The sequence below is a fragment of the Pseudomonas sp. GW821-FHT02A11 genome, assembly GCF_059421985.1.
The window spans coordinates 213,782-230,937 of record NZ_JBWKWB010000007.1 but is presented as its reverse complement, the minus strand read 5'-3'; the positions used below and the strand labels follow the sequence as shown (position 1 = coordinate 230,937).

The 17,156-nt window shown below is 62.3% G+C and carries 17 protein-coding genes; 10 read left to right on the top strand and 7 right to left on the bottom strand.

The genetic code is table 11. The annotated features are described in order from the left end of the window. Positions 1-211: 211 nt before the first annotated feature. Together AC07V9_RS13705 and AC07V9_RS13700 are read left to right on the top strand one after the other, a co-directional pair. Positions 212-703, top strand: a complete 492-nt coding sequence (locus AC07V9_RS13705) for a 2-oxoglutarate and iron-dependent oxygenase domain-containing protein (protein WP_495016241.1) — start codon at positions 212-214, stop codon at positions 701-703. Further along, positions 600-1,175, top strand: a complete 576-nt coding sequence (locus tag AC07V9_RS13700; protein WP_495016240.1) for an isopenicillin N synthase family dioxygenase — start codon at positions 600-602, stop codon at positions 1,173-1,175. Before AC07V9_RS13705 ends, AC07V9_RS13700 begins: the two co-directional genes overlap by 104 nt. A 782-nt stretch (positions 1,176-1,957) precedes the next feature. Here the strand turns inward: AC07V9_RS13700 and AC07V9_RS13695 are convergent. After that, a complete protein-coding gene (locus tag AC07V9_RS13695) occupies positions 1,958-2,740 on the bottom strand; it encodes an aldolase (protein WP_495016239.1) in 783 nt (260 codons plus the stop codon). A 146-nt stretch (positions 2,741-2,886) separates the two neighbouring features. Between AC07V9_RS13695 and AC07V9_RS13690 the strand changes: the two genes are divergently transcribed. Next, positions 2,887-3,438 (top strand): helix-turn-helix domain-containing protein, encoded by a 552-nt coding sequence (locus tag AC07V9_RS13690; protein WP_495016238.1) that lies wholly within the window; start codon positions 2,887-2,889, stop codon positions 3,436-3,438. Positions 3,439-3,446: 8 nt separating this feature from the next. Here AC07V9_RS13690 and AC07V9_RS13685 read toward each other — a convergent pair whose 3' ends face one another. Both AC07V9_RS13685 and AC07V9_RS13680 read right to left on the bottom strand, forming a co-directional pair. Beyond that, on the bottom strand, positions 3,447-4,361 hold the full coding sequence (locus tag AC07V9_RS13685) for an NAD(P)-dependent oxidoreductase (protein WP_495016263.1): 915 nt from the start codon (positions 4,359-4,361) through the stop codon (positions 3,447-3,449). Positions 4,362-4,456: 95 nt separating this feature from the next. Then, positions 4,457-4,711 (bottom strand): hypothetical protein, encoded by a 255-nt coding sequence (locus AC07V9_RS13680; RefSeq protein WP_495016237.1) that lies wholly within the window; start codon positions 4,709-4,711, stop codon positions 4,457-4,459. Positions 4,712-4,932: 221 nt separating this feature from the next. On the opposite strand from AC07V9_RS13680, the gene AC07V9_RS13675 reads away from it, so the two are divergent. From AC07V9_RS13675 to AC07V9_RS13645, 7 genes are all read left to right on the top strand, one after another. After that, the gene (locus AC07V9_RS13675) at positions 4,933-5,790 is read left to right on the top strand and encodes an SDR family oxidoreductase (protein ID WP_495016236.1); all 858 of its coding nucleotides are present in this window, start codon (positions 4,933-4,935) and stop codon (positions 5,788-5,790) included. A 91-nt stretch (positions 5,791-5,881) separates the two neighbouring features. Continuing rightward, positions 5,882-6,649, top strand: coding sequence for a hypothetical protein (locus AC07V9_RS13670; protein WP_495016235.1), 768 nt, complete (start codon positions 5,882-5,884; stop codon positions 6,647-6,649). 59 nt (positions 6,650-6,708) lie between these two features. Further along, on the top strand, positions 6,709-7,098 hold the full coding sequence (locus AC07V9_RS13665; RefSeq protein ID WP_495016234.1) for a VOC family protein: 390 nt from the start codon (positions 6,709-6,711) through the stop codon (positions 7,096-7,098). Between the two features lie 287 nt (positions 7,099-7,385). Further along, positions 7,386-7,850, top strand: a complete 465-nt coding sequence (locus tag AC07V9_RS13660; protein WP_495016233.1) for a (2Fe-2S)-binding protein — start codon at positions 7,386-7,388, stop codon at positions 7,848-7,850. Next, positions 7,850-10,096, top strand: coding sequence for a xanthine dehydrogenase family protein molybdopterin-binding subunit (locus AC07V9_RS13655; protein WP_495016232.1), 2,247 nt, complete (start codon positions 7,850-7,852; stop codon positions 10,094-10,096). Before AC07V9_RS13660 ends, AC07V9_RS13655 begins: the two co-directional genes overlap by 1 nt. 17 nt (positions 10,097-10,113) lie before the next feature. Continuing rightward, a complete protein-coding gene (locus tag AC07V9_RS13650) occupies positions 10,114-11,466 on the top strand; it encodes a c-type cytochrome (RefSeq protein ID WP_495016231.1) in 1,353 nt (450 codons plus the stop codon). Positions 11,467-11,477: 11 nt separating this feature from the next. Continuing rightward, entirely contained in the window at positions 11,478-12,497 is a 1,020-nt protein-coding gene (locus AC07V9_RS13645; RefSeq protein ID WP_495016230.1) for an XdhC family protein, read from the top strand. Between the two features lie 416 nt (positions 12,498-12,913). Here AC07V9_RS13645 and AC07V9_RS13640 read toward each other — a convergent pair whose 3' ends face one another. From AC07V9_RS13640 to AC07V9_RS13625, 4 genes are all read right to left on the bottom strand, one after another. Further along, positions 12,914-13,477, bottom strand: coding sequence for a PPC domain-containing DNA-binding protein (locus AC07V9_RS13640; RefSeq protein ID WP_495016229.1), 564 nt, complete (start codon positions 13,475-13,477; stop codon positions 12,914-12,916). Between the two features lie 103 nt (positions 13,478-13,580). Beyond that, positions 13,581-15,158 (bottom strand): aldehyde dehydrogenase (NADP(+)), encoded by a 1,578-nt coding sequence (locus AC07V9_RS13635; protein WP_495016228.1) that lies wholly within the window; start codon positions 15,156-15,158, stop codon positions 13,581-13,583. A gap of 64 nt (positions 15,159-15,222) precedes the next feature. Next, positions 15,223-16,179: an amidohydrolase family protein gene (locus AC07V9_RS13630; RefSeq protein WP_495016227.1), complete on the bottom strand. Its 957-nt coding sequence runs from the start codon at positions 16,177-16,179 to the stop codon at positions 15,223-15,225. After that, positions 16,176-17,147, bottom strand: a complete 972-nt coding sequence (locus tag AC07V9_RS13625; RefSeq protein ID WP_495016226.1) for an amidohydrolase family protein — start codon at positions 17,145-17,147, stop codon at positions 16,176-16,178. Before AC07V9_RS13625 ends, AC07V9_RS13630 begins: the two co-directional genes overlap by 4 nt. Between the last annotated feature and the right edge of the window lie 9 nt (positions 17,148-17,156).

The following is a 17,156-nucleotide window of genomic DNA, read 5'->3' as shown; positions in this document are numbered from 1 at the left end:
CGATTGTCGATTCACTATGCCGATCCCTGTGGGAGCTTCTGGAGCTGTGCGACAGTGGCGAAAGCGGTGTGTCAGGCAAGCCCCCTTCGCCACTGTCGCACAGCTCCAGAAGCTCCCACATTGTCGGTGTGCGGCTTCGCAAATGTGTGCGGCACACTAAATGCTTGACCCTGTCTATACAGCTTTCCTCCCTCACCGCCCAGGAGCCCCCATGACTGCCACTGCCAACCTTCCGCTGATCGACATGGCCGGTGTTCGCGAAGGCGACCAAGCGGCGTTGCTTCGCGCGGGTGAAGCGATTCGCAAGGTCTGCAGCGAGACCGGTTTTTTCTACATCATCAATCACGGCGTGCCGCAATCGGTGATCGACGCGGCGATGGCGGCGGCGAGAACCTTTTTTGCCCATCCCGCCGAGGTGAAGCGCCAGGTGGCGGTGAACAAACGCCATCGCGGCTGGCATGCGTTGGGCGGGGCGTTGATGTACGAGGCGACCAAGCCGGATTTCAAGGAGTTCTTCAGCATGGGGCTGGAGCTGCCGGAAGACGATCCGTGCGTGCTGGCGGGCGAAGCCTTGCGGGCCGAACCAGTGGCCGGACTTCATGCCCGAGCTGCGCGTGGCGCTGGATGCGTATTACGAGCAGATCGGTCTGGCGGGGGCGGATCTCTTGCGAGCAGTGGCGGTAGGACTGGGCATCGAGCCTGAATTCTTCGCGCCAAAATACGCCAAGCGTTTGCAGCGCACGCAGATGGTCTATTACCCGCCACATCCGCCGATGGCCGAGACGGATCAGTTCGGCGTGGCGCCGCACACCGATTACGGCTGCATCACGTTGCTGTATCAGGACAACAGCGGTGGGTTGCAGGTCAGGGAGTTGTCGAGCAACAGTTGGATCGATGCGACGCCGATCGAGGGCAGTCTGGTGGTCAATGTGGGGGATCTGTTGGCGCGCTGGTCAAACGACCGCTTCCGTTCGACTCTGCATCGGGTGATCAATAAGTCGGGGCACGAGCGGTATTCCATTGCGACCTTTTATGACCCCACCTACAGCGCCATGGTAGACCCGTGCGATCTGGGCATTGATCAAGCCACCAGCCTCTACCCGGCCATTGCAGCGGGGGCTTATATCTTGAAGCGGATTGATGATTCGATGGCTTATCGGAAGAAGGCGCAGTGATTTTTGCTTGGGTGTTGGGTGTTGGCGTTGAGATTGGGGGGTATATCCGTTATTTGGGGTGGCGCTTGTTGGCTCTGGCTAACGCCAGCTGTTTCGCCTCCAGCGAGTTACTTGGAAAAACACCCCAAGTAACCAAGGGTGTGAAATTTCGCGGATGAAGATCAAGAGCGAACGCTGATTTTGATTTGCCCCCGATCCCCTGTAGGAGCAGTCGGAGGTTACGACGGTCTGGGCCGCATCCGGACGAAAGCGGTGTGTCAGACAAAACATATGTGCCTGAAAGTCCCCATTCGCGGCCGTCGTAACCTCCGACTGCTCCTACAGTTAAAGCGTCAGACCCACATTTCGGGACATGCACAAAATCCTTGTAGCAGTCCGGCTTGCCGGCGGTGACGTCCGTGAAATCGCTGCCGCCGGCAAGCCGGACTGCTACAGAACAGCGCGCAAATCCCACGCTCTTGATTCAGTTTTTGATCTTCATACGCGATAGACCAGACGCCGCAACACGCGACTTGGGTGCAGGCCGAACGCAGGCGATGCGCAGTGGGCCAAGCCAGGAGCCAGGGCACTTGGTTAGTTGGTGTCTTTTCAAGTAACTCGCCGCAGGCGAAACGCTTCTGCCGTCAGGCAGAACCAAAGCAGCAATCTACAAACTCACTGCCTCACTCTAAAAAAACCTCAATGCATTCCCACTCAAGCAACCGTTCCCGAGTCTCATCATCAATCGAAAAAACCGACAGCCGAGGCTCGCCCTACAAACGTTCTGCGAAAGAGCTTAAGGGTCAGACGAGGCAGTCGACGTGCTGCTTGACGCTGCGGCGCACGTAATAGTTGAAAGCGGCGCTGTGGCGTTTGGGGCGCGATACCCAGTCGTGGGCTTCGTTACCCAGGTGGGCGGGAATCGGCTGGATCTGCCCGGCGCTCATGGCCAGCAACTGCAGCTTGGCGGCGCGCTCGATCAGCACCGAGATCACGCAGGCTTCTTCCACGGTGCTGCCGGTAGACAGTTGGCCGTGGTGTGAGAGCAGGATCGCGCGCTTGTCGCCCAAGGCGGCGGAGATGATTTCACCTTCCTCGTTGCCCACCGGTACGCCGGGCCAGTCCTTGAGAAACGCGCAGTCGTCGAACAGCGGAGTGAGGTCCATGTGCGAAATGTGCAACGGCACTTCCAGCATCGATAAGGCGGCGATATGGGTCGGGTGAGTGTGGATGATGCATTGCACGTCGGGGCGTGCGCGGTAGACCCAGGTGTGAAAGCGGTTGGCCGGATTGGGCATGCCGTGGCCTTCGAGCACCTCGAGGTCTTCGTTGACCAGCAGCAGGTTGCTGGCGGTGATTTCATCGAAGCCCAGGCCCAGTTGCTGGGTGTAGAAGGTGCCCGGTTGCTCGCCCCGCGCGGTGATCTGCCCGGCCAGGCCCGCGTCGTGGCCGTTGTCGAAAAGGATGCGGCAGGTCAAGGCCAGCTTCTGTCGCAGGGTCCAGGTGTTGTCTTTTAACGTACTATCCATCTGCGCATTGGAGCGCGTCATCAGATGGTCCTTCGAGAGTTCCAGGGTCGTGGCCATGGCGCGGTCCTCGGCTTGGTGTTCGCAGGGTCCAGCGGCGGGGTCGTGAACTGACTGCGCGGCTGAATGACACTGGACGATCTTAATGACACAAAGTGTCATAAGCAATACACACACTATCGCCGTCCGACGGAAACGTTTTATCCATGTCGATTCGCTTGAAGCTTTTACGCAAAAAAATGGGAGTCACGCTCGAAGCCTTGGCCGAGCGCTCCGGGATGACCAAAAGCTACCTGTCCAAGGTCGAGCGCGGCCTGAACACGCCGTCGATTGCCGCTGCGTTGAAGCTGGCCAAGGCGCTGCACGTCAACGTCGAGGAGCTGTTCAACGACGCCGAGGCCGATGCCGACCGTTTCAGTCTGGTGCGTCAAGGTCAGCGCCAATGGCTGACCAACAGCGAGCAGAGCTCAAGCTATGCTGTGCTGGCCCATCAAGTCAGCGACTGCAACCTGCTGCCGTTCATGGTGTTCCCGCCAGCCGAATTTGCCGGGACCACGTTCAAGGAGCATGTGGGCGAGGAGTTTCTGTTCGTTCACGAAGGCCGGGTCGAAGTGGATTTCATGAGCGAAACCGTGATCCTCGAACGTGGTGATGCCCTTCATTTCAACGCGCAGAAACCCCACCGCCTGCGCTCGCTGGGCGATGTCCAGGCGCAGTTGCTGGTGGTGGTGCACAGCGAGCCGGACGACGCCTCTTGAGCTGAAACTCAGGCCGGGTTGTGGCGTTCGAGAACTTCGGCCAGTACCGCCAGATCCTTCTCCCCCTCGCCATGGTCGACGGCTTCTTGCAGGTGGGCGCGAATCATCTCGGCGCCGGGCATTTGCACCGACACCTGTTTGGCGGCGGCGAGGATCAGGTCGACGTCCTTGAGCCCCAGCACGGCCTTGAAGGCGGCGGGCTCGTAACGGCGCTCTCCAATCAGCGCGCCATAGCCTGAGTACACGGGGCCTGTAAAGATGGTGCTCGACACCAGGTCCACCAGATCCGCCGATTTGAGCCCGTGGCGGCTGACCAGCACGGCGGCTTCACTCATGGCTTCCACGGCGGCGACCAGCAGGAAGTTGGTCGCAAGCTTCATGGCATTGGCCGCCGAGGCTTTTTCACCCAGACGCCAGGTCTTGCGGCCGATCAGGTCGAGCAGGGGTTGGACGGTGTCGATGGCCTGTTCGGGACCCGCTGCCAGAATGTTCAACTGCGCGGCGGTCGCCACGTTCGGGCGGCCCATGACCGGGGCGGCGATGTAGTCGATGCCTTGGGCGTGATGCAGATCGGCGAGTTCGTCGGCGAAGGTCACGGCGATGGTCGCCAGATTGACGTGAATCAGCGGCGCCTTCAGTTGCTTGAGCAGCCCTGAGTCCAGCAGCACCGCGCGCAGCGCCTTGTCATCGGCGAGCATGCTGAACACCACATCGGCGGCGAACGCTTGGGCGGGTTCTGCGACAGCGGTGGCACCCAGCTCGACCAGCGGTTGCATGGCCTGGGGGGAGCGATTCCAGACTCGCAGTGTGTGACCGCCCTTGAGCAGGTTGATGGCAATCGCCTGACCCATATTGCCGAGACCCAGAAAACCGATGTTCATACGCTTGCTCTCCGTTGAAAGGCATCGTGCCGCAGGGCCGATGCCGGTTGTCGATAGGCAGTGACTCTAGCATCAGCGTTGCGTGGTGACGGCTATACAAAGGTGTCGGGCAGAAGAGAGCAGGCAGCGAGCGCTGTTCAGGCGGGTCGATCACTATCGCCAGCCCGGGCAGTCACCTTGATTCTGCGCAAGCCCACCCGCTCGGCCTGTTGCAGCACTTCGTCGGGCGTCGCATCGGCATTGGGCATGGTGAGGCTGTTTTCTCCATCTCCAAAATGCAACTCCAGCAGGTGCATCGCGGCATCGTGAACGGGGAGTTCAGCCTGCTTGAGTTCAAGGTGATGAGTGCGTGGCTGGTCGTTGAACAGGTAGTCCAGGGTGTAGGTGTACATGACAGCGTCCTTGGATGAGAGAAACGGGATTGACTATCCTGACCTTTGGGTCAGAAATTGGTTCAAGCCTTTGCGCCACCCACCGTTGATTAGTCGGTTCCCGTGAAGCGATCCATCCCTCTGCTTCATGCCGTCCGCCAAAAACTCCGAACTCACGCTCCAACCCCCAGTCCACCCCATAAGCACGCATTTTTGCGTATGGACTGACCAAGGAGAATGTCATGACCGATTACCCCAAGCCGCCGTTCAAGCCTCAAGCGCAATCCGTACCTGGCGATCAGGCCCGGATGGAGCCGTACCCGGATTGCGGCGAGTCCAGTTACAAGGGCTCGGGGCGTCTGGCCAACAAGATCGCCCTGATCACCGGTGCTGACAGCGGCATTGGCCGGGCCGTTGCCATTGCCTTCGCGCGGGAGGGCGCCGATGTCGCGATCTCTTATCTGGATGAGCACGAAGACGCCAAGGAAACCGCACGTTGGGTCGAAGAAGCCGGGCGTAAGTGCCTGCTGCTGCCGGGGGATCTGGCCGACAAGGCCCACTGCTCGGCGATCGTCAACGACACGGTCAAGCAGTACGGGCGCATAGATGTGCTGGTCAATAATGCCGCGTTTCAGATGACCCATAAGAGCCTTGAAGAGATTTCCGACGAGGAGTGGGTCAGGACGTTCGATATCAACATCACGGCGATGTTTCGCATCTGCAAGGCGGCGCTGCCGTCAATGGCCGCAGGCAGTTCGATTATCAACACCAGCTCGGTGAATTCCGATTCGCCCAAACCCACGTTGCTGGCCTATGCCACCACTAAAGGCGCGATTGCCAACTTCAGCGCGGGGCTTGCGCAGATGCTCGGGCCGCGCGGCATCCGGGTGAACAGCGTCGCGCCGGGGCCGATCTGGACGCCGCTGATCGTCGCGACGATGACCGATGAAGACGTCAAAGGCTTCGGCGAAGAAACGCCGCTGGGCAGGCCTGGTCAGCCGGTGGAAGTGGCGCCGATCTATGTGCTGCTGGCTTCCGATGAGGCCAGTTACATCTCGGGCACCCGCTACGGGGTGACAGGCGGCAAGCCTATTCTCTGAGCCCGATACGGCCGTAAAGCTGAGCAGTGGCCGAGCAGGAATGCGATGAACCGTGTAAAACGTGCGGACTCACAATATCCGACGTTTTTTCATGACTGCTTTCTATTTAAAACTGCTCATCACGCCGCTGCTCATGCTCTCGATCTCCCTGGCCGCCAAGCGCTGGGGCACTCACATCGGCGGGGTGCTGTCCGGGCTGCCCGTCACCTCTGCGTCGGTGATGCTGTTTCTGAGTCTGGAGCAAGGCCCCGATTTTGCTGCGCTGGCGGTGCCCAGTGCACTAGCGGGTGTGGCGGCAATTCAGGCCACTTACCTGTTTTATTTTCTCCTCACCCGGCGCGTCTCGGCGTTGATCGGTTGCCTCACCGCGTTGGCGTTTTACGTCGGCGTGGCGGTGCTGATGAATGTGCTGGGTTCGATCACGGCCTGCATTGCAATCACGTTGTGTCTGGTCGCGGCTATCGTCCGCTTCACGTCCAAGGAAGGTGAGACGACCTCGGGCGTTTATGTCCCGGTGCCGCGCTGGATCATCCCGATGCGCATGCTGACCGCCACCGCCTTGCTGCTGGTCATCACCGCCGGTGCGCAATGGTTGGGGGCGGTGGTGAGCGGCTTTCTGGCGCCGATTCCGGTGATCGCCTGGCCGTTGGCGGTGTTTTCCCACGTTCAGGGCGGTCGCCACGAGCTGGGTGCTATTGTGCGGGGCAACGCGATCGGGGCCATCGGCGTGATCGGTTTTTACCTCACGCTCAAGGTGCTGGTCTTGCAGTGGGGCATCTACGCCACCGTCGCGGCCGGGGTGGTGTTGGCCGTGGCGGTCACGACTCTGTTGGCCGGGCTTACCCACAAGCGTCGTTGACGTTCGAACGGCGCCAGGCATACTCGCCAGCACGCCCGACCCTCACTGGAGCCTGTGCAATGATCGATCATCTTGACCATCTGGTGCTGACCACCATCGACCTTCAAGCCTGCAAGGATTTTTATGTGCGTGTGATGGGCATGCAGCCGGAAACCTTCGGCAACGGCCGTCTGGCGTTCAAGTTCGGCAGCCAGAAGATCAACGTCCACGTTCGTGGCCACGAGTTCGAGCCCAAGGCTCATCTGCCGGTGCCAGGCGCGCTGGATCTGTGCTTGATCGCCAGCGTGAGCCTGGAAGCCGTGATCGCGCATTTGCAGCGCGAGGCGTGGCCAATCATTGAAGGCCCCGTGCAGCGCACCGGTGCTACCGGCCCCATCCGTTCGGTGTACGTGCGCGACCCGGACTTGAACCTGATTGAAATTTCCGAGCTCAATCCCCCCGCGCCTTAGCGTAATCCTCTTGAATTCTTGCCTAATCCTCCGGGGATGCGGGGGCGTCTATAGGAAATGCCCCCGTTGCGGTCTAGAGTCTGTGCACTAGACATCTCCCGTTCCACGCCCTTGCAGACCTGACACCCTTGCGCATCGATAAACGTCTTTGTGCGGGGCAGTGGCGTGAACGGCCATCCGGCGCCTGCGCCGAGGACTGGACTTCCCTTCAGTGTCGACCGGCGCTGCCTGGACATCGCCGTATAAAAAATAGAAACGCCCATCAACCGATGATTAGCGGGTGAGCCATGGAATTACGCATCAATCAGAAGACCTATCAGGTCGATGCCGACGCTGATACGCCCCTGCTGTGGGTGATCCGCGATGATCTGGGCATGACCGGCACCAAATACGGCTGTGGGCTGGCGCAGTGCGGCGCGTGTTCGGTGCTGGTGGACGGCAACGTGGTGCGCTCCTGTGTCACGCCGGTCGCTGGGGTTGTGGGCCGTGAGGTGACCACTATCGAGGCCATCGAGAGCGATGAAGTGGGCAAGCGTGTGATCGCGACCTGGGTCGATCTGCAGGTCGCCCAGTGCGGCTATTGCCAGTCCGGGCAGGTGATGGCGGCCACGGCCTTGCTCAAGCACACGCCCAAGCCAAGCGATGCGCAGATCGAGGCGGCGATGATCAACCTGTGCCGCTGCGGCACCTACAACGCCATTCATGCGGCTGTCCATGACCTTGCCGGCCAGGCCGTGAAGGGGGATGCCTGATGAACGTGCGCTTCGATGCCATCGCGCACCTGATGGCCCAACCCTTGACCGACCCGATCAATCTGTCGCGCCGTCGCTTCCTGACCGGCACCGCCGTGGGGGCGCTGGTGCTGGGCTTCGGCCTGCCGCTGGGCTCGACTCGCGTACAGGCCGCTACCGCCACCGCTGAACGCGGGACGCAGGTGCCTGCGTTTCTGGAAATACGCCCGGACAACACCGTGCGCCTGCTGTCGCCGTTCATCGAAGGCGGGCAGGGCACCTTCACGGCCATGGCGCAGATTGTCGGTGAAGAGCTGGACGCCGACCCCGCCACCTTCGTCGTCGAATGCGCGCCGCCGGGTGACGCTTATTTCGTGATGGAAAACGGCATGCGCATCACCGGCGGCAGCATGTCAGTGCGCATGAGCTATCCGACCATGCGCCGACTTGGCGCGCTGGCCCGGGCCATGTTGCTGCAGGCCGGAGCCGAAGCGCTCAAGGTGCCGGTCGGCGAGCTGACCACCGAACCGGGCAAGGTCGTGCACGCTGCCTCCGGGCGCTCCATCGCGTATGGCGAACTGTCGGAGCGCGCAATGGACCTCCCCGTGCCAGATCCGGCCAGCGTCACGCTGCGCGATCCGAGCCAGTTCCGTTGGATCGGCAAACCGGTCAAGCGCCTCGACGCTTACGACAAATCCACCGGCAAGGCACTCTACAGCATCGACCTGAAGGTTGACGGCATGCTCCACGCCGCGGTGCAACACGCGCCACGTTTGGGCATGACCGTGGGCAATCTGCGCAATGAAGAGCAGGTCAAGGCCATGAAAGGCGTGCATTCGGTGCACCGTCTGCCTGGCGCTGTGGCCGTGGTGGCCGAGCGCTGGTGGAACGCCAAGCGCGCGGTCGAAGCGATTCAGGTCGACTGGCAGGAAGCAGCCGGCGATTCGACCGTGCGGGTGATGCCTGCGGACTTCTCCAGCGACGCGTATTTCAAAAAGCTGGCGGCCGAAAAAGGCCCGGCTCGCGACGATGAAAACGAAGGTGACGTGGCCGGCACCCTGGCCAGCGCCAAGAGCAAAATCGAAGCCACGTACAATAATCAGTACCTGCACCACGCTCAGTTGGAGCCGCCATCGGCCCTGGCCCGGTTCAACCCTGACGGCTCGCTGGAAATCTGGCTGCCCAATCAGGCGCCGGAAATGTTCCAGGCCGATATCGCCAAACGCACAGGGTTGGACCCGTCGCGCATCACTTTGCATTCGCCGTTGCTGGGCGGTTTTTTCGGGCGCCATTTTCTCTATGGCTCGGCCAGCCCGTTTCCGCAGGCCATCGAATTGGCCAAAGCCGTCGGGCGTCCGGTCAAGCTGATCTGGAGCCGCGAAGAAGAGTTTCTGCGCGACGTACTTCGGCCTGGCGCAGCAGTCAATTTCCGCGGTGCGCTGGACAACGATGGCTGGCCCATCGCGATCGAGGCAGTCAGTGCCACGGAAGGGCCTACCGAATCCTTGGCGGGCAAGCAGGGCGACAAGATCGACCCCACGGCCCTTGAGGGGCTGTCGGGCAAATCCTATGCAATTCCCAACAAGCGCATCGCGCAGATCTACGTCAAAGGGCCGGTCATGCTGGGCTACTGGCGTTCGGTCGGCAACTCGCTCAATGACTTCTTCTACGAGTCGTTCCTTGACGAACTGGCCGACAAAGGTGACAAGGACCCGTTCGAGCTGCGTCTGCATCTGTTACGCGACAACAAGCGGCTGACCACGTTGCTCAACGCGGTCGGTGAGCTCTCCGGCGGCTGGAAGCGGGGCCCGTTCACTGCCGAAGACGGCAGCAAGCGTGCTCGCGGCGTGGCCATGGCGTCGCCGTTCGGCACGCAAACGGCAGTGATCGCCGAGGTGTCCATCGAGCAGGGGCAGGTCAAGGTGCATGACATCTGGCAGGCGATCGATCCGGGCAGCATCGTCAACCCGGCGATTGTCGAGGCTCAGGTCAATGGTGCCGTGTCGTTGGGCTTGTCTCAGGTGCTGGTGGAGGAAGCGGTGTACGTCGACGGTAAACCTCGAGCGCGCAACTACGATCTGTATCCCATTCTGCCGCCATCGAAGATGGCGCGGGTGCATGTGCGGGTGGTCGAGAGCGGGGAGAAAATGGGGGGCATCGGCGAACCGCCGTTGCCGGCGGTGGCGCCTGCAGTGGCCAACGCGGTGGCGGCATTGACGGGGCAACGCATTCGCAACATGCCCTTGAGCCGACACAGCTTTACCTGACCTGCGCCGGAGCACTCATGAACAACAGCCGATTCGCAAGAACCGCTGGCTGGCTGGCATTGCCGTGCCTGGTCGCGGCAGGCCTGCTGGCCTGGTATGTCACCCGCGAGCCTGCCTCGCGACTGGAAACCGATCAGACCGCTGCAGCCGACATGGCCCCGGCGCTGGTCGCCCGAGGCGAATACGTCGCCCGGCTCAGCGATTGCGTCGCTTGTCACAGCGTGCCAGGCGGTGCGCCGTTTACAGGCGGCCTGGAAATGGCCACGCCGTTGGGCGCGATTCACACCACCAACGTCACCCCCGACCCTGACACCGGGATCGGCCGCTACAGCCTGGCCGACTTCGACCGCGCGGTGCGTCACGGCGTGGCGCCGGGCGGGCGACGGCTTTACCCGGCCATGCCGTATCCGTCCTATGCCAAGCTCAGCGACGATGACGTACGCGCGCTGTACGCCTTCTTCATGAAGGGCATCGCCCCGGTGCGTCAGGCGAATATCAAAAGCGAGATCCCTTGGCCGCTGAACATGCGTTGGCCCATCGCGCTGTGGAACGGCGTGTTTGCCGACACCGCACCCTACGCCGCCAAGGCTGGCAACGATGCGCTGTGGAATCGCGGCGCCTACATCGTTCAAGGGCCGGGCCACTGCGGCAGCTGTCACACCCCGCGTGGGCTGGCCTTCAACGAGAAGGCGCTGGACGAGTCCGGCACGCCGTTCCTCGCTGGCGCCTTGCTTGACGGCTGGTACGCGCCAAGCTTGCGCAACGACCACAACACCGGCATTGGGCGCTGGAGCGAGCCTGAAATCGTTCAGTTCCTCAAGACCGGTCGAAACCAGCATGCAGTGGTGTTCGGCTCGATGACCGAGGCGTTCAACAACTCCACGCAGTTCATGAGTGACGACGATCTGGCCGCCATTGCCCGCTACCTGAAGTCACTGCCCGGTGACAGCCAGCGGGACGGCACGCCCTGGCAGTATCAGGCGGTGTCGGCTGCGGATCGTCTGGACAGCCCCGGCGCTCACACGTACGTGACCCGCTGCGCGTCGTGTCACGGGGCCGATGGCAAGGGGCAGTCGCAGTGGATGCCGCCATTGGCGGGGGCGACGTCCGCGCTGGCCAAGGAAAACGCCTCAGCGATCAACATCACCCTCAACGGTTCGCAGCGTGTCGTCGCGGCAGGCGTGCCCGATGCCTACCGCATGCCGGCGTTTCGTGAGCAGTTGTCGGACCAGCAGATCGCTGAGGTCCTGACCTTTGTGCGCAGTACCTGGGGCAATCAAAGTGAACCGGTGGACGCTGCGGCAGTCAGCCAGTTACGTGAACACACTGACCCGGCCAGCAGTAGCCCGATCATCTTGCAGATGCGCTAAGGAGACGCCCCATGGAAAGCATTGACCTGTTGGTGCTGCGCACCGCCCGCGACTGGCTCGCCGCTGGCGAGTCGGTGCTGCTGGCGACCGTGGCGCGGACCTGGGGCTCCTCGCCGCGCCCGGTGGGGTCGATGATGGCGCTGCGTAACGACGGGCGGGTGGTGGGCAGCGTATCCGGCGGCTGTATCGAGGACGACCTGATCCATCGCTACACCACCGCTTACGGCGGCTCGGGCCTTACCCTGGGCGCGCCTGAGGTGGTGCGGTATGGCGTCAGCGCCGACGAGGCCCATCGCTTTGGACTGCCCTGTGGCGGGACGCTGGAGCTGATCTTCGAATTCAACCCATCGTGGCAGTCGCTGGACGAACTGTTGACCCAGCTCGATGCCGGCCGCCTGGTGCGTCGTCGTCTGAAGCTTGCGGCTAACGAGGTGACCCTCGAGCCCAGCGCCACCCCCGAGCAGTTCAGCTTCGACGGCGAGGTGATGCTCAACACCCTCGGCCCTGGTTATCGCCTGCTGATGATCGGCGCAGGCGCCTTGGCCGAATACCTGGCGACCATGGCGCTGTTCAACGGTTTCAAGGTCGCGGTCTGCGATCCGCGCCCCGAGTATGTGGAAACCTGGTCAGTCAAAGGGGTCGAGCTGATGGTGGGTATGCCCGATGACGTAGTCCGGGATTTCGCGGTCGATTTACGCACCTGCATCGTTGCCCTGAGCCATGATCCCAAGCTCGACGACCTGGCATTGCTGGAAGCGTTGCAGGGCCCTGCGTTCTACATCGGCGCCATCGGCTCGCGACGCAACAGCCAACAGCGTCGCGAGCGTCTGATCGAACACTTCGGCGAGACCGAAAACTCACTCAAGCGCCTGCACGGCCCGATCGGCATCTACATCGGCAGCAAGACGCCCGCCGAGATCGCGGTCAGCGTCATGGCCGAAATCCTCGCTGCGAAAAATGGCATCGCACTGCCTCGCGATGTCAGTGTGTCGGAGGCCAAGCGGGTGCGCGAAGAAGTGCCCTCAGTCTAGGCAAAGCCGGGCCAGTGCAACTCAGGCCAGTACCCGATTTTCACCGGGCAAAATGCTATACGGTCCCACAGGGCAGACGAAAGCCTAATTCCTCCCGCTCTACGAGGAAATAAGGAAAGCGAATGGGAAATAGCCCTACGCAATCGTGGCCACCCATGACGATATCGTGGTCGCGTCAGCTACCCGGCCAGCGATGGCATCTCCCTGGACTACGAACAGTTTGCGGCGCCTTAGGCGTCGCGACTTATCCGTTACGCAGAGCTTTGCCCCATGCACGTGCTGTCCATGACTTAGCTACCGCGGGCAACACCTCGACCGCAGAAAAGCCGCCCGATACCCCAGGCGACTTTGCGTATAGGCGATTAGCGCTGTGCCCTACACACCGCTTAAGCGCTTGCAGCCGTTACCTGTGGAGCTCAAATACCCAGCACATTGGCGCCGATGCAGGGGTCGATGCCGCGTTCCAGGCGTTTGGGATGGACGATCACGGTGATCTCCATGGAGCCGGTGGTCACTTCGAAATCCAGGATGTGTCCGCCGTACGCCTGAAACGTCGCGTCGCCTGCCACGCCGTGCATGTGGATCGAGGGCTGGTCGTTCTTCCAGGCCACGGAGCCGTTGATGCTGGCCATCTCGACGTTACTGAAGGTCTTGGCGTCGAAGTCTTTCTTGTCTTTGTTCCAGAAGCCGAATTTCACGTTGCCAAAGCCGATGCCGCTGATGGACGCGCTGGGGATTTTTTCGGCAATGGCCAGTTTGGTCAGTTCCTTGAAGGCGTTGTCGCCCTGGCGCAGAACCATCAGAAAACCGGTAGGGGTTTTGGTGTAGCGCGGGGTGGATTCGGTGGCGCATTGCATGGGTGTGGTAGTCGCGTTGGAAGGGGTGTCTGCCAGCGCGGTGGCGCTGGTGGTGTTGAGCAGCACAGCGGTGCCAAGGGCAAGCAGTAGTTTGGGCAGGTGCGGGTGTGAATGAACAGGCATGGGTGTTCCTCTTTTGTTGTTGTGTGTACAGCGAAATCGGGAGCGCACGCTTCCAGCGCCTGCTGTTTCACAAGCGTGGAAGGCGCGAGGTGTTGTCGGGGTATTACACGGCGGCGCGGGTGCTGGCGCCGTCGATCAGCCGGGCGATACCCAGTGGGTTAGCGTTTTTCAGGGCGTCGGGCAGCAGGGCATCCGGGCAGTTCTGGTAGCAGACCGGGCGCAGGAAACGGTCGATGGCCAAGGTGCCAACGGATGTTCCACGGGCATCCGAGGTGGCCGGATAGGGCCCGCCGTGGACCATGGCGTCGCTGACCTCGACCCCGGTGGGGTAGCCGTTGAACAGCACGCGACCGACTTTCTGTTCCAGCAAGGCCAGTATCCCGGTCAGGGAGTCCAGCTCTGAATCCTCGACGATCAGCGTGGCCGTGAGTTGACCGCGCAGCCCGTGCAGGGCGTGCAGCAGCTCACTGTGGTCGGCCACGTCGACGAGGATGGTGGTTGGGCCGAAGACTTCTTCCTGCAGCAGCTCATCGCCCTCCAGCAACAGCTTCACATCGGCCTTGAACAGCTGGGGTTGCGCCTGATTGCCTTGCTGCCGGATGCCTGCCAAATGAGTGAGGCCCGGATGCGTGCTGAGATTTTCCAGGCCGTTGCCATAGCTTTTCAGCGCGCCGCTGTTAAGCATCGTCTGGGCGGGCTGGTCGTTCATCAGCTGTGCCAGACGTTCCTGAAAACGGGTGAACTCCGCCGAACGAATGCCGATCACAAGGCCCGGATTGGTGCAGAACTGTCCGGCGCCGAGCACGACCGAGGCCGCCAGTTCGCCGGCGATTTTGTCGCCACGGGCTTTCAGGGCCTGGGGCATCAGCAGGACCGGGTTGATGCTGCTCATTTCAGCGAACACCGGAATCGGCTGCGGGCGGGCTGCGGCCATGTCGCACAGGGCTCGACCCCCGCGCAACGAACCGGTGAAGCCGACGGCCTGAATCGCCGGATGCTTGACCAGCGCTTCGCCTACGCTGCCATAGAGCATGTTGAACACGCCTTCGGGCATGCCGGTTTTATCCGCGGCGCGCACGATGGCGTCGGCTACGTAATCGGCGGTCGCCATGTGCCCGCTGTGGGCCTTGAACACCACCGGGCAACCAGCGGCCAGGGCGGCAGCGGTGTCGCCCCCGGCGGTGGAAAACGCCAATGGAAAATTGCTGGCGCCAAATACGGCGACAGGCCCCACGCCGATGCGCAACTGACGCAGGTCAGCGCGCGGCAGGGGCTTGCGATCGGGTTGCGCACGGTCAATGCGCGCACCATAAAAATCACCTCGGCGCAGGGTCTGGGCGAACAGACGCATCTGACCGCTGGTGCGCGCCCGTTCACCCTGGATGCGGGCAGCGGGCAACGCCGTTTCCCGGCAGACCAGCGCAATGAACGTGTCGTCCAGAGCATCGAGTTCGGCGGCAATGGCGTCGAGAAACTGCGCACGACGTTCGGCAGGCAGGCTGCGCAGCACCGGCCAGGCGGTCGCGGCGGCTTGGGCGGCGGCGTTCACCTCATTGGGGGTTGCGGCATAAAACCCCCAGGGCAATGCTTCGCCAGTACTGGCGTCATGACTTTGCAGCATGGTGGAGCCTTGCGCCGAGCGGGCCCCGGCGATGTAGTTGTGACCTGAAACTTCAAACATGACGACTCCTTCAATGGCCCGTCGCAACGGGCAATGGCGATGTTGAATGGGCAGGGAATGACGTCTAGGCAAGCCGATAGATGCGCCTGGCGTTGTCATGAAACAGCGCCAGCCGTTCACCAGGCGGTCGTTGCCGGACGATGGACTTGAATCCGTCGTAGATCTCGCTCATGCCGTTGACGACGCCGTCGACCGGGTAGTTGCTGGCGAACGCGCAGCGGCTGACATCGAAGATGCTGATGGCGTCGTTGACGATGGCCCGGTTGGACATCAGTGGCCAGGGCTGGCCGGGAATGCAGATGCCGGAAATCTTCAAGGCGACATTGGGTTCGCGCGCCAGTACCTCCAGGCCTCTGCGCCAGCCTGCAAAGCCTTCGGCGGAACGGTCCGCAGGCAGGCCTGTGTGGTTGAGCACGATCAGGGTGTGCGGGAAGTCCCGCGCCAGTTCGGCGGCTTCCGGCAGGTGCCACCAGGGCGCCTGCAACTCGAAGTGCAGGCCGCACTCCTCGAGCAGGGCATAGCCCTCACGCCAGCGCGGGTCGCGCATGGAGCCGGGCGCGGCAAACCCCTCATGCCAGTGTTCTCGGTCGGTCACGGCGGGTTTATGTCGAATGCCGCGCAGCAAAGGATGGTCGGCGTACTGGCGCAGCAACCGGGGCGCATCTTCGCGATCCAGCCAAGCCTGGCCGACCATGGCCGCCAACGTCGGTCTTTCACCGGCCAGCGATTCGATGAAGCGCACCTCATCGGCGGGTGTGGCCGGGTCCCATTCACCTTCGATGACCACGGTCTGATTGATGCGATGCCGATCCGCCGCCCGCTGATAATCAGAGGGCAGAAAGTTGCGACAGATCGAGCTGTAGTCGCCATAGCGGAACGGACGCAGGGGGCGATCATTGAGCCAGGGATAGTAGTGCTTCTCGACATCGAAGTAGTGTTGATGGGCGTCGACGATGGGCAGATCGGCGTCGTCGCCGCTGGCCAGAAACGCTGCGCGCAGCTCCATTGTGGGCGAGGTCATGGCCGGTCTCCGCTGTCAGCCGGCGCCAGCCGATAGAAGCGCTGGGCGTTGCCGGCGAACACGGCTTCCTGCACCGCACGGCCCCATGGCTGCAGCATTTGCGCAACGCCGTCGGCAAGGGTATCGTAAGAAGCGCGCAGCCCTGCCACCGGAAAATTGCTGGCAAACATGCTGCGGTCCGGACCGAAGATCTCCAGCGCCGTAGTCACCACCACGCGGTTGTCCTCGTAGCGCCAGGGCGAGTCCTTGAGCCCGAACTCGGACAGTTTGATGTGCACGTTAGGTTGCAGCGCCAGCGCCTCCAGCCCTGCGCGCCAGCGACGCATGCCTTGCTCGCTGCGATCCCAGGCGAAACCGGTGTGGTTCAGCGCGATCTGAATGTTCGGAAACATCGCCGCCACCTCGGCCGCTTCGGTCAGGTGCCAGGGCGGGACGCGCAAATCCCACGACAGGCCGTGACGCTCAAGCAGGGAAAAACCCTCCAGCCATTTAGGGTCCTGCATCGTGCCGGGGGCACCGGCTACCGAGGCATCCGCGCAAGCCGAGGTCACGGGTTTTGAGCGAATGCCTTTGACCAGCGGACGCGCGGCCTGGGCGGCGAGCAGTTCTTCGCTGTCGTCGCGATCCAACCAGGCGTGGGCGACGATGGCGTTGGGGAAGCCAAAACGCTCATGCACCTGCGTGAGCCACTGCGTTTCGGCCAGCTGCTGATCGCGTGCGCGTTCGGCCTCGACATGCACGGTGCCGATCAACCGCTGGCGTTGGGTCAGGGCCAGGAATTGCTCAGGAAGAAAGTCCTGGCACAGCGCGCGGTAGTCGCCGAGAAAAAAGCCTTCGTGGTAGTCATCCTGCAACCAGGGGTAGTGCCCGCTGGCGAGGTCCCAAAGGTGATGGTGGGCATCGACCAGCGGCAGCGCGTCCTCGGCGGCGAGGTTGGTCAGGCCATTGCGTTCGTGCAGGGTGATCATGATCAGGCT

Coding starts and splice junctions, on each gene's coding strand:
- AC07V9_RS13705 (WP_495016241.1), top strand. CDS start 212: ATGACTGCCACTGCCAACCTTCCGCTGATCGACATGGCCGGTGTTCGC.
- AC07V9_RS13700 (WP_495016240.1), top strand. CDS start 600: ATGCCCGAGCTGCGCGTGGCGCTGGATGCGTATTACGAGCAGATCGGT.
- AC07V9_RS13695 (WP_495016239.1), bottom strand. CDS start 2,740: ATGGCCACGACCCTGGAACTCTCGAAGGACCATCTGATGACGCGCTCC.
- AC07V9_RS13690 (WP_495016238.1), top strand. CDS start 2,887: ATGTCGATTCGCTTGAAGCTTTTACGCAAAAAAATGGGAGTCACGCTC.
- AC07V9_RS13680 (WP_495016237.1), bottom strand. CDS start 4,711: ATGTACACCTACACCCTGGACTACCTGTTCAACGACCAGCCACGCACT.
- AC07V9_RS13675 (WP_495016236.1), top strand. CDS start 4,933: ATGACCGATTACCCCAAGCCGCCGTTCAAGCCTCAAGCGCAATCCGTA.
- AC07V9_RS13670 (WP_495016235.1), top strand. CDS start 5,882: ATGACTGCTTTCTATTTAAAACTGCTCATCACGCCGCTGCTCATGCTC.
- AC07V9_RS13665 (WP_495016234.1), top strand. CDS start 6,709: ATGATCGATCATCTTGACCATCTGGTGCTGACCACCATCGACCTTCAA.
- AC07V9_RS13660 (WP_495016233.1), top strand. CDS start 7,386: ATGGAATTACGCATCAATCAGAAGACCTATCAGGTCGATGCCGACGCT.
- AC07V9_RS13655 (WP_495016232.1), top strand. CDS start 7,850: ATGAACGTGCGCTTCGATGCCATCGCGCACCTGATGGCCCAACCCTTG.
- AC07V9_RS13650 (WP_495016231.1), top strand. CDS start 10,114: ATGAACAACAGCCGATTCGCAAGAACCGCTGGCTGGCTGGCATTGCCG.
- AC07V9_RS13645 (WP_495016230.1), top strand. CDS start 11,478: ATGGAAAGCATTGACCTGTTGGTGCTGCGCACCGCCCGCGACTGGCTC.
- AC07V9_RS13640 (WP_495016229.1), bottom strand. CDS start 13,477: ATGCCTGTTCATTCACACCCGCACCTGCCCAAACTACTGCTTGCCCTT.
- AC07V9_RS13635 (WP_495016228.1), bottom strand. CDS start 15,158: ATGTTTGAAGTTTCAGGTCACAACTACATCGCCGGGGCCCGCTCGGCG.
- AC07V9_RS13630 (WP_495016227.1), bottom strand. CDS start 16,179: ATGACCTCGCCCACAATGGAGCTGCGCGCAGCGTTTCTGGCCAGCGGC.
- AC07V9_RS13625 (WP_495016226.1), bottom strand. CDS start 17,147: ATGATCACCCTGCACGAACGCAATGGCCTGACCAACCTCGCCGCCGAG.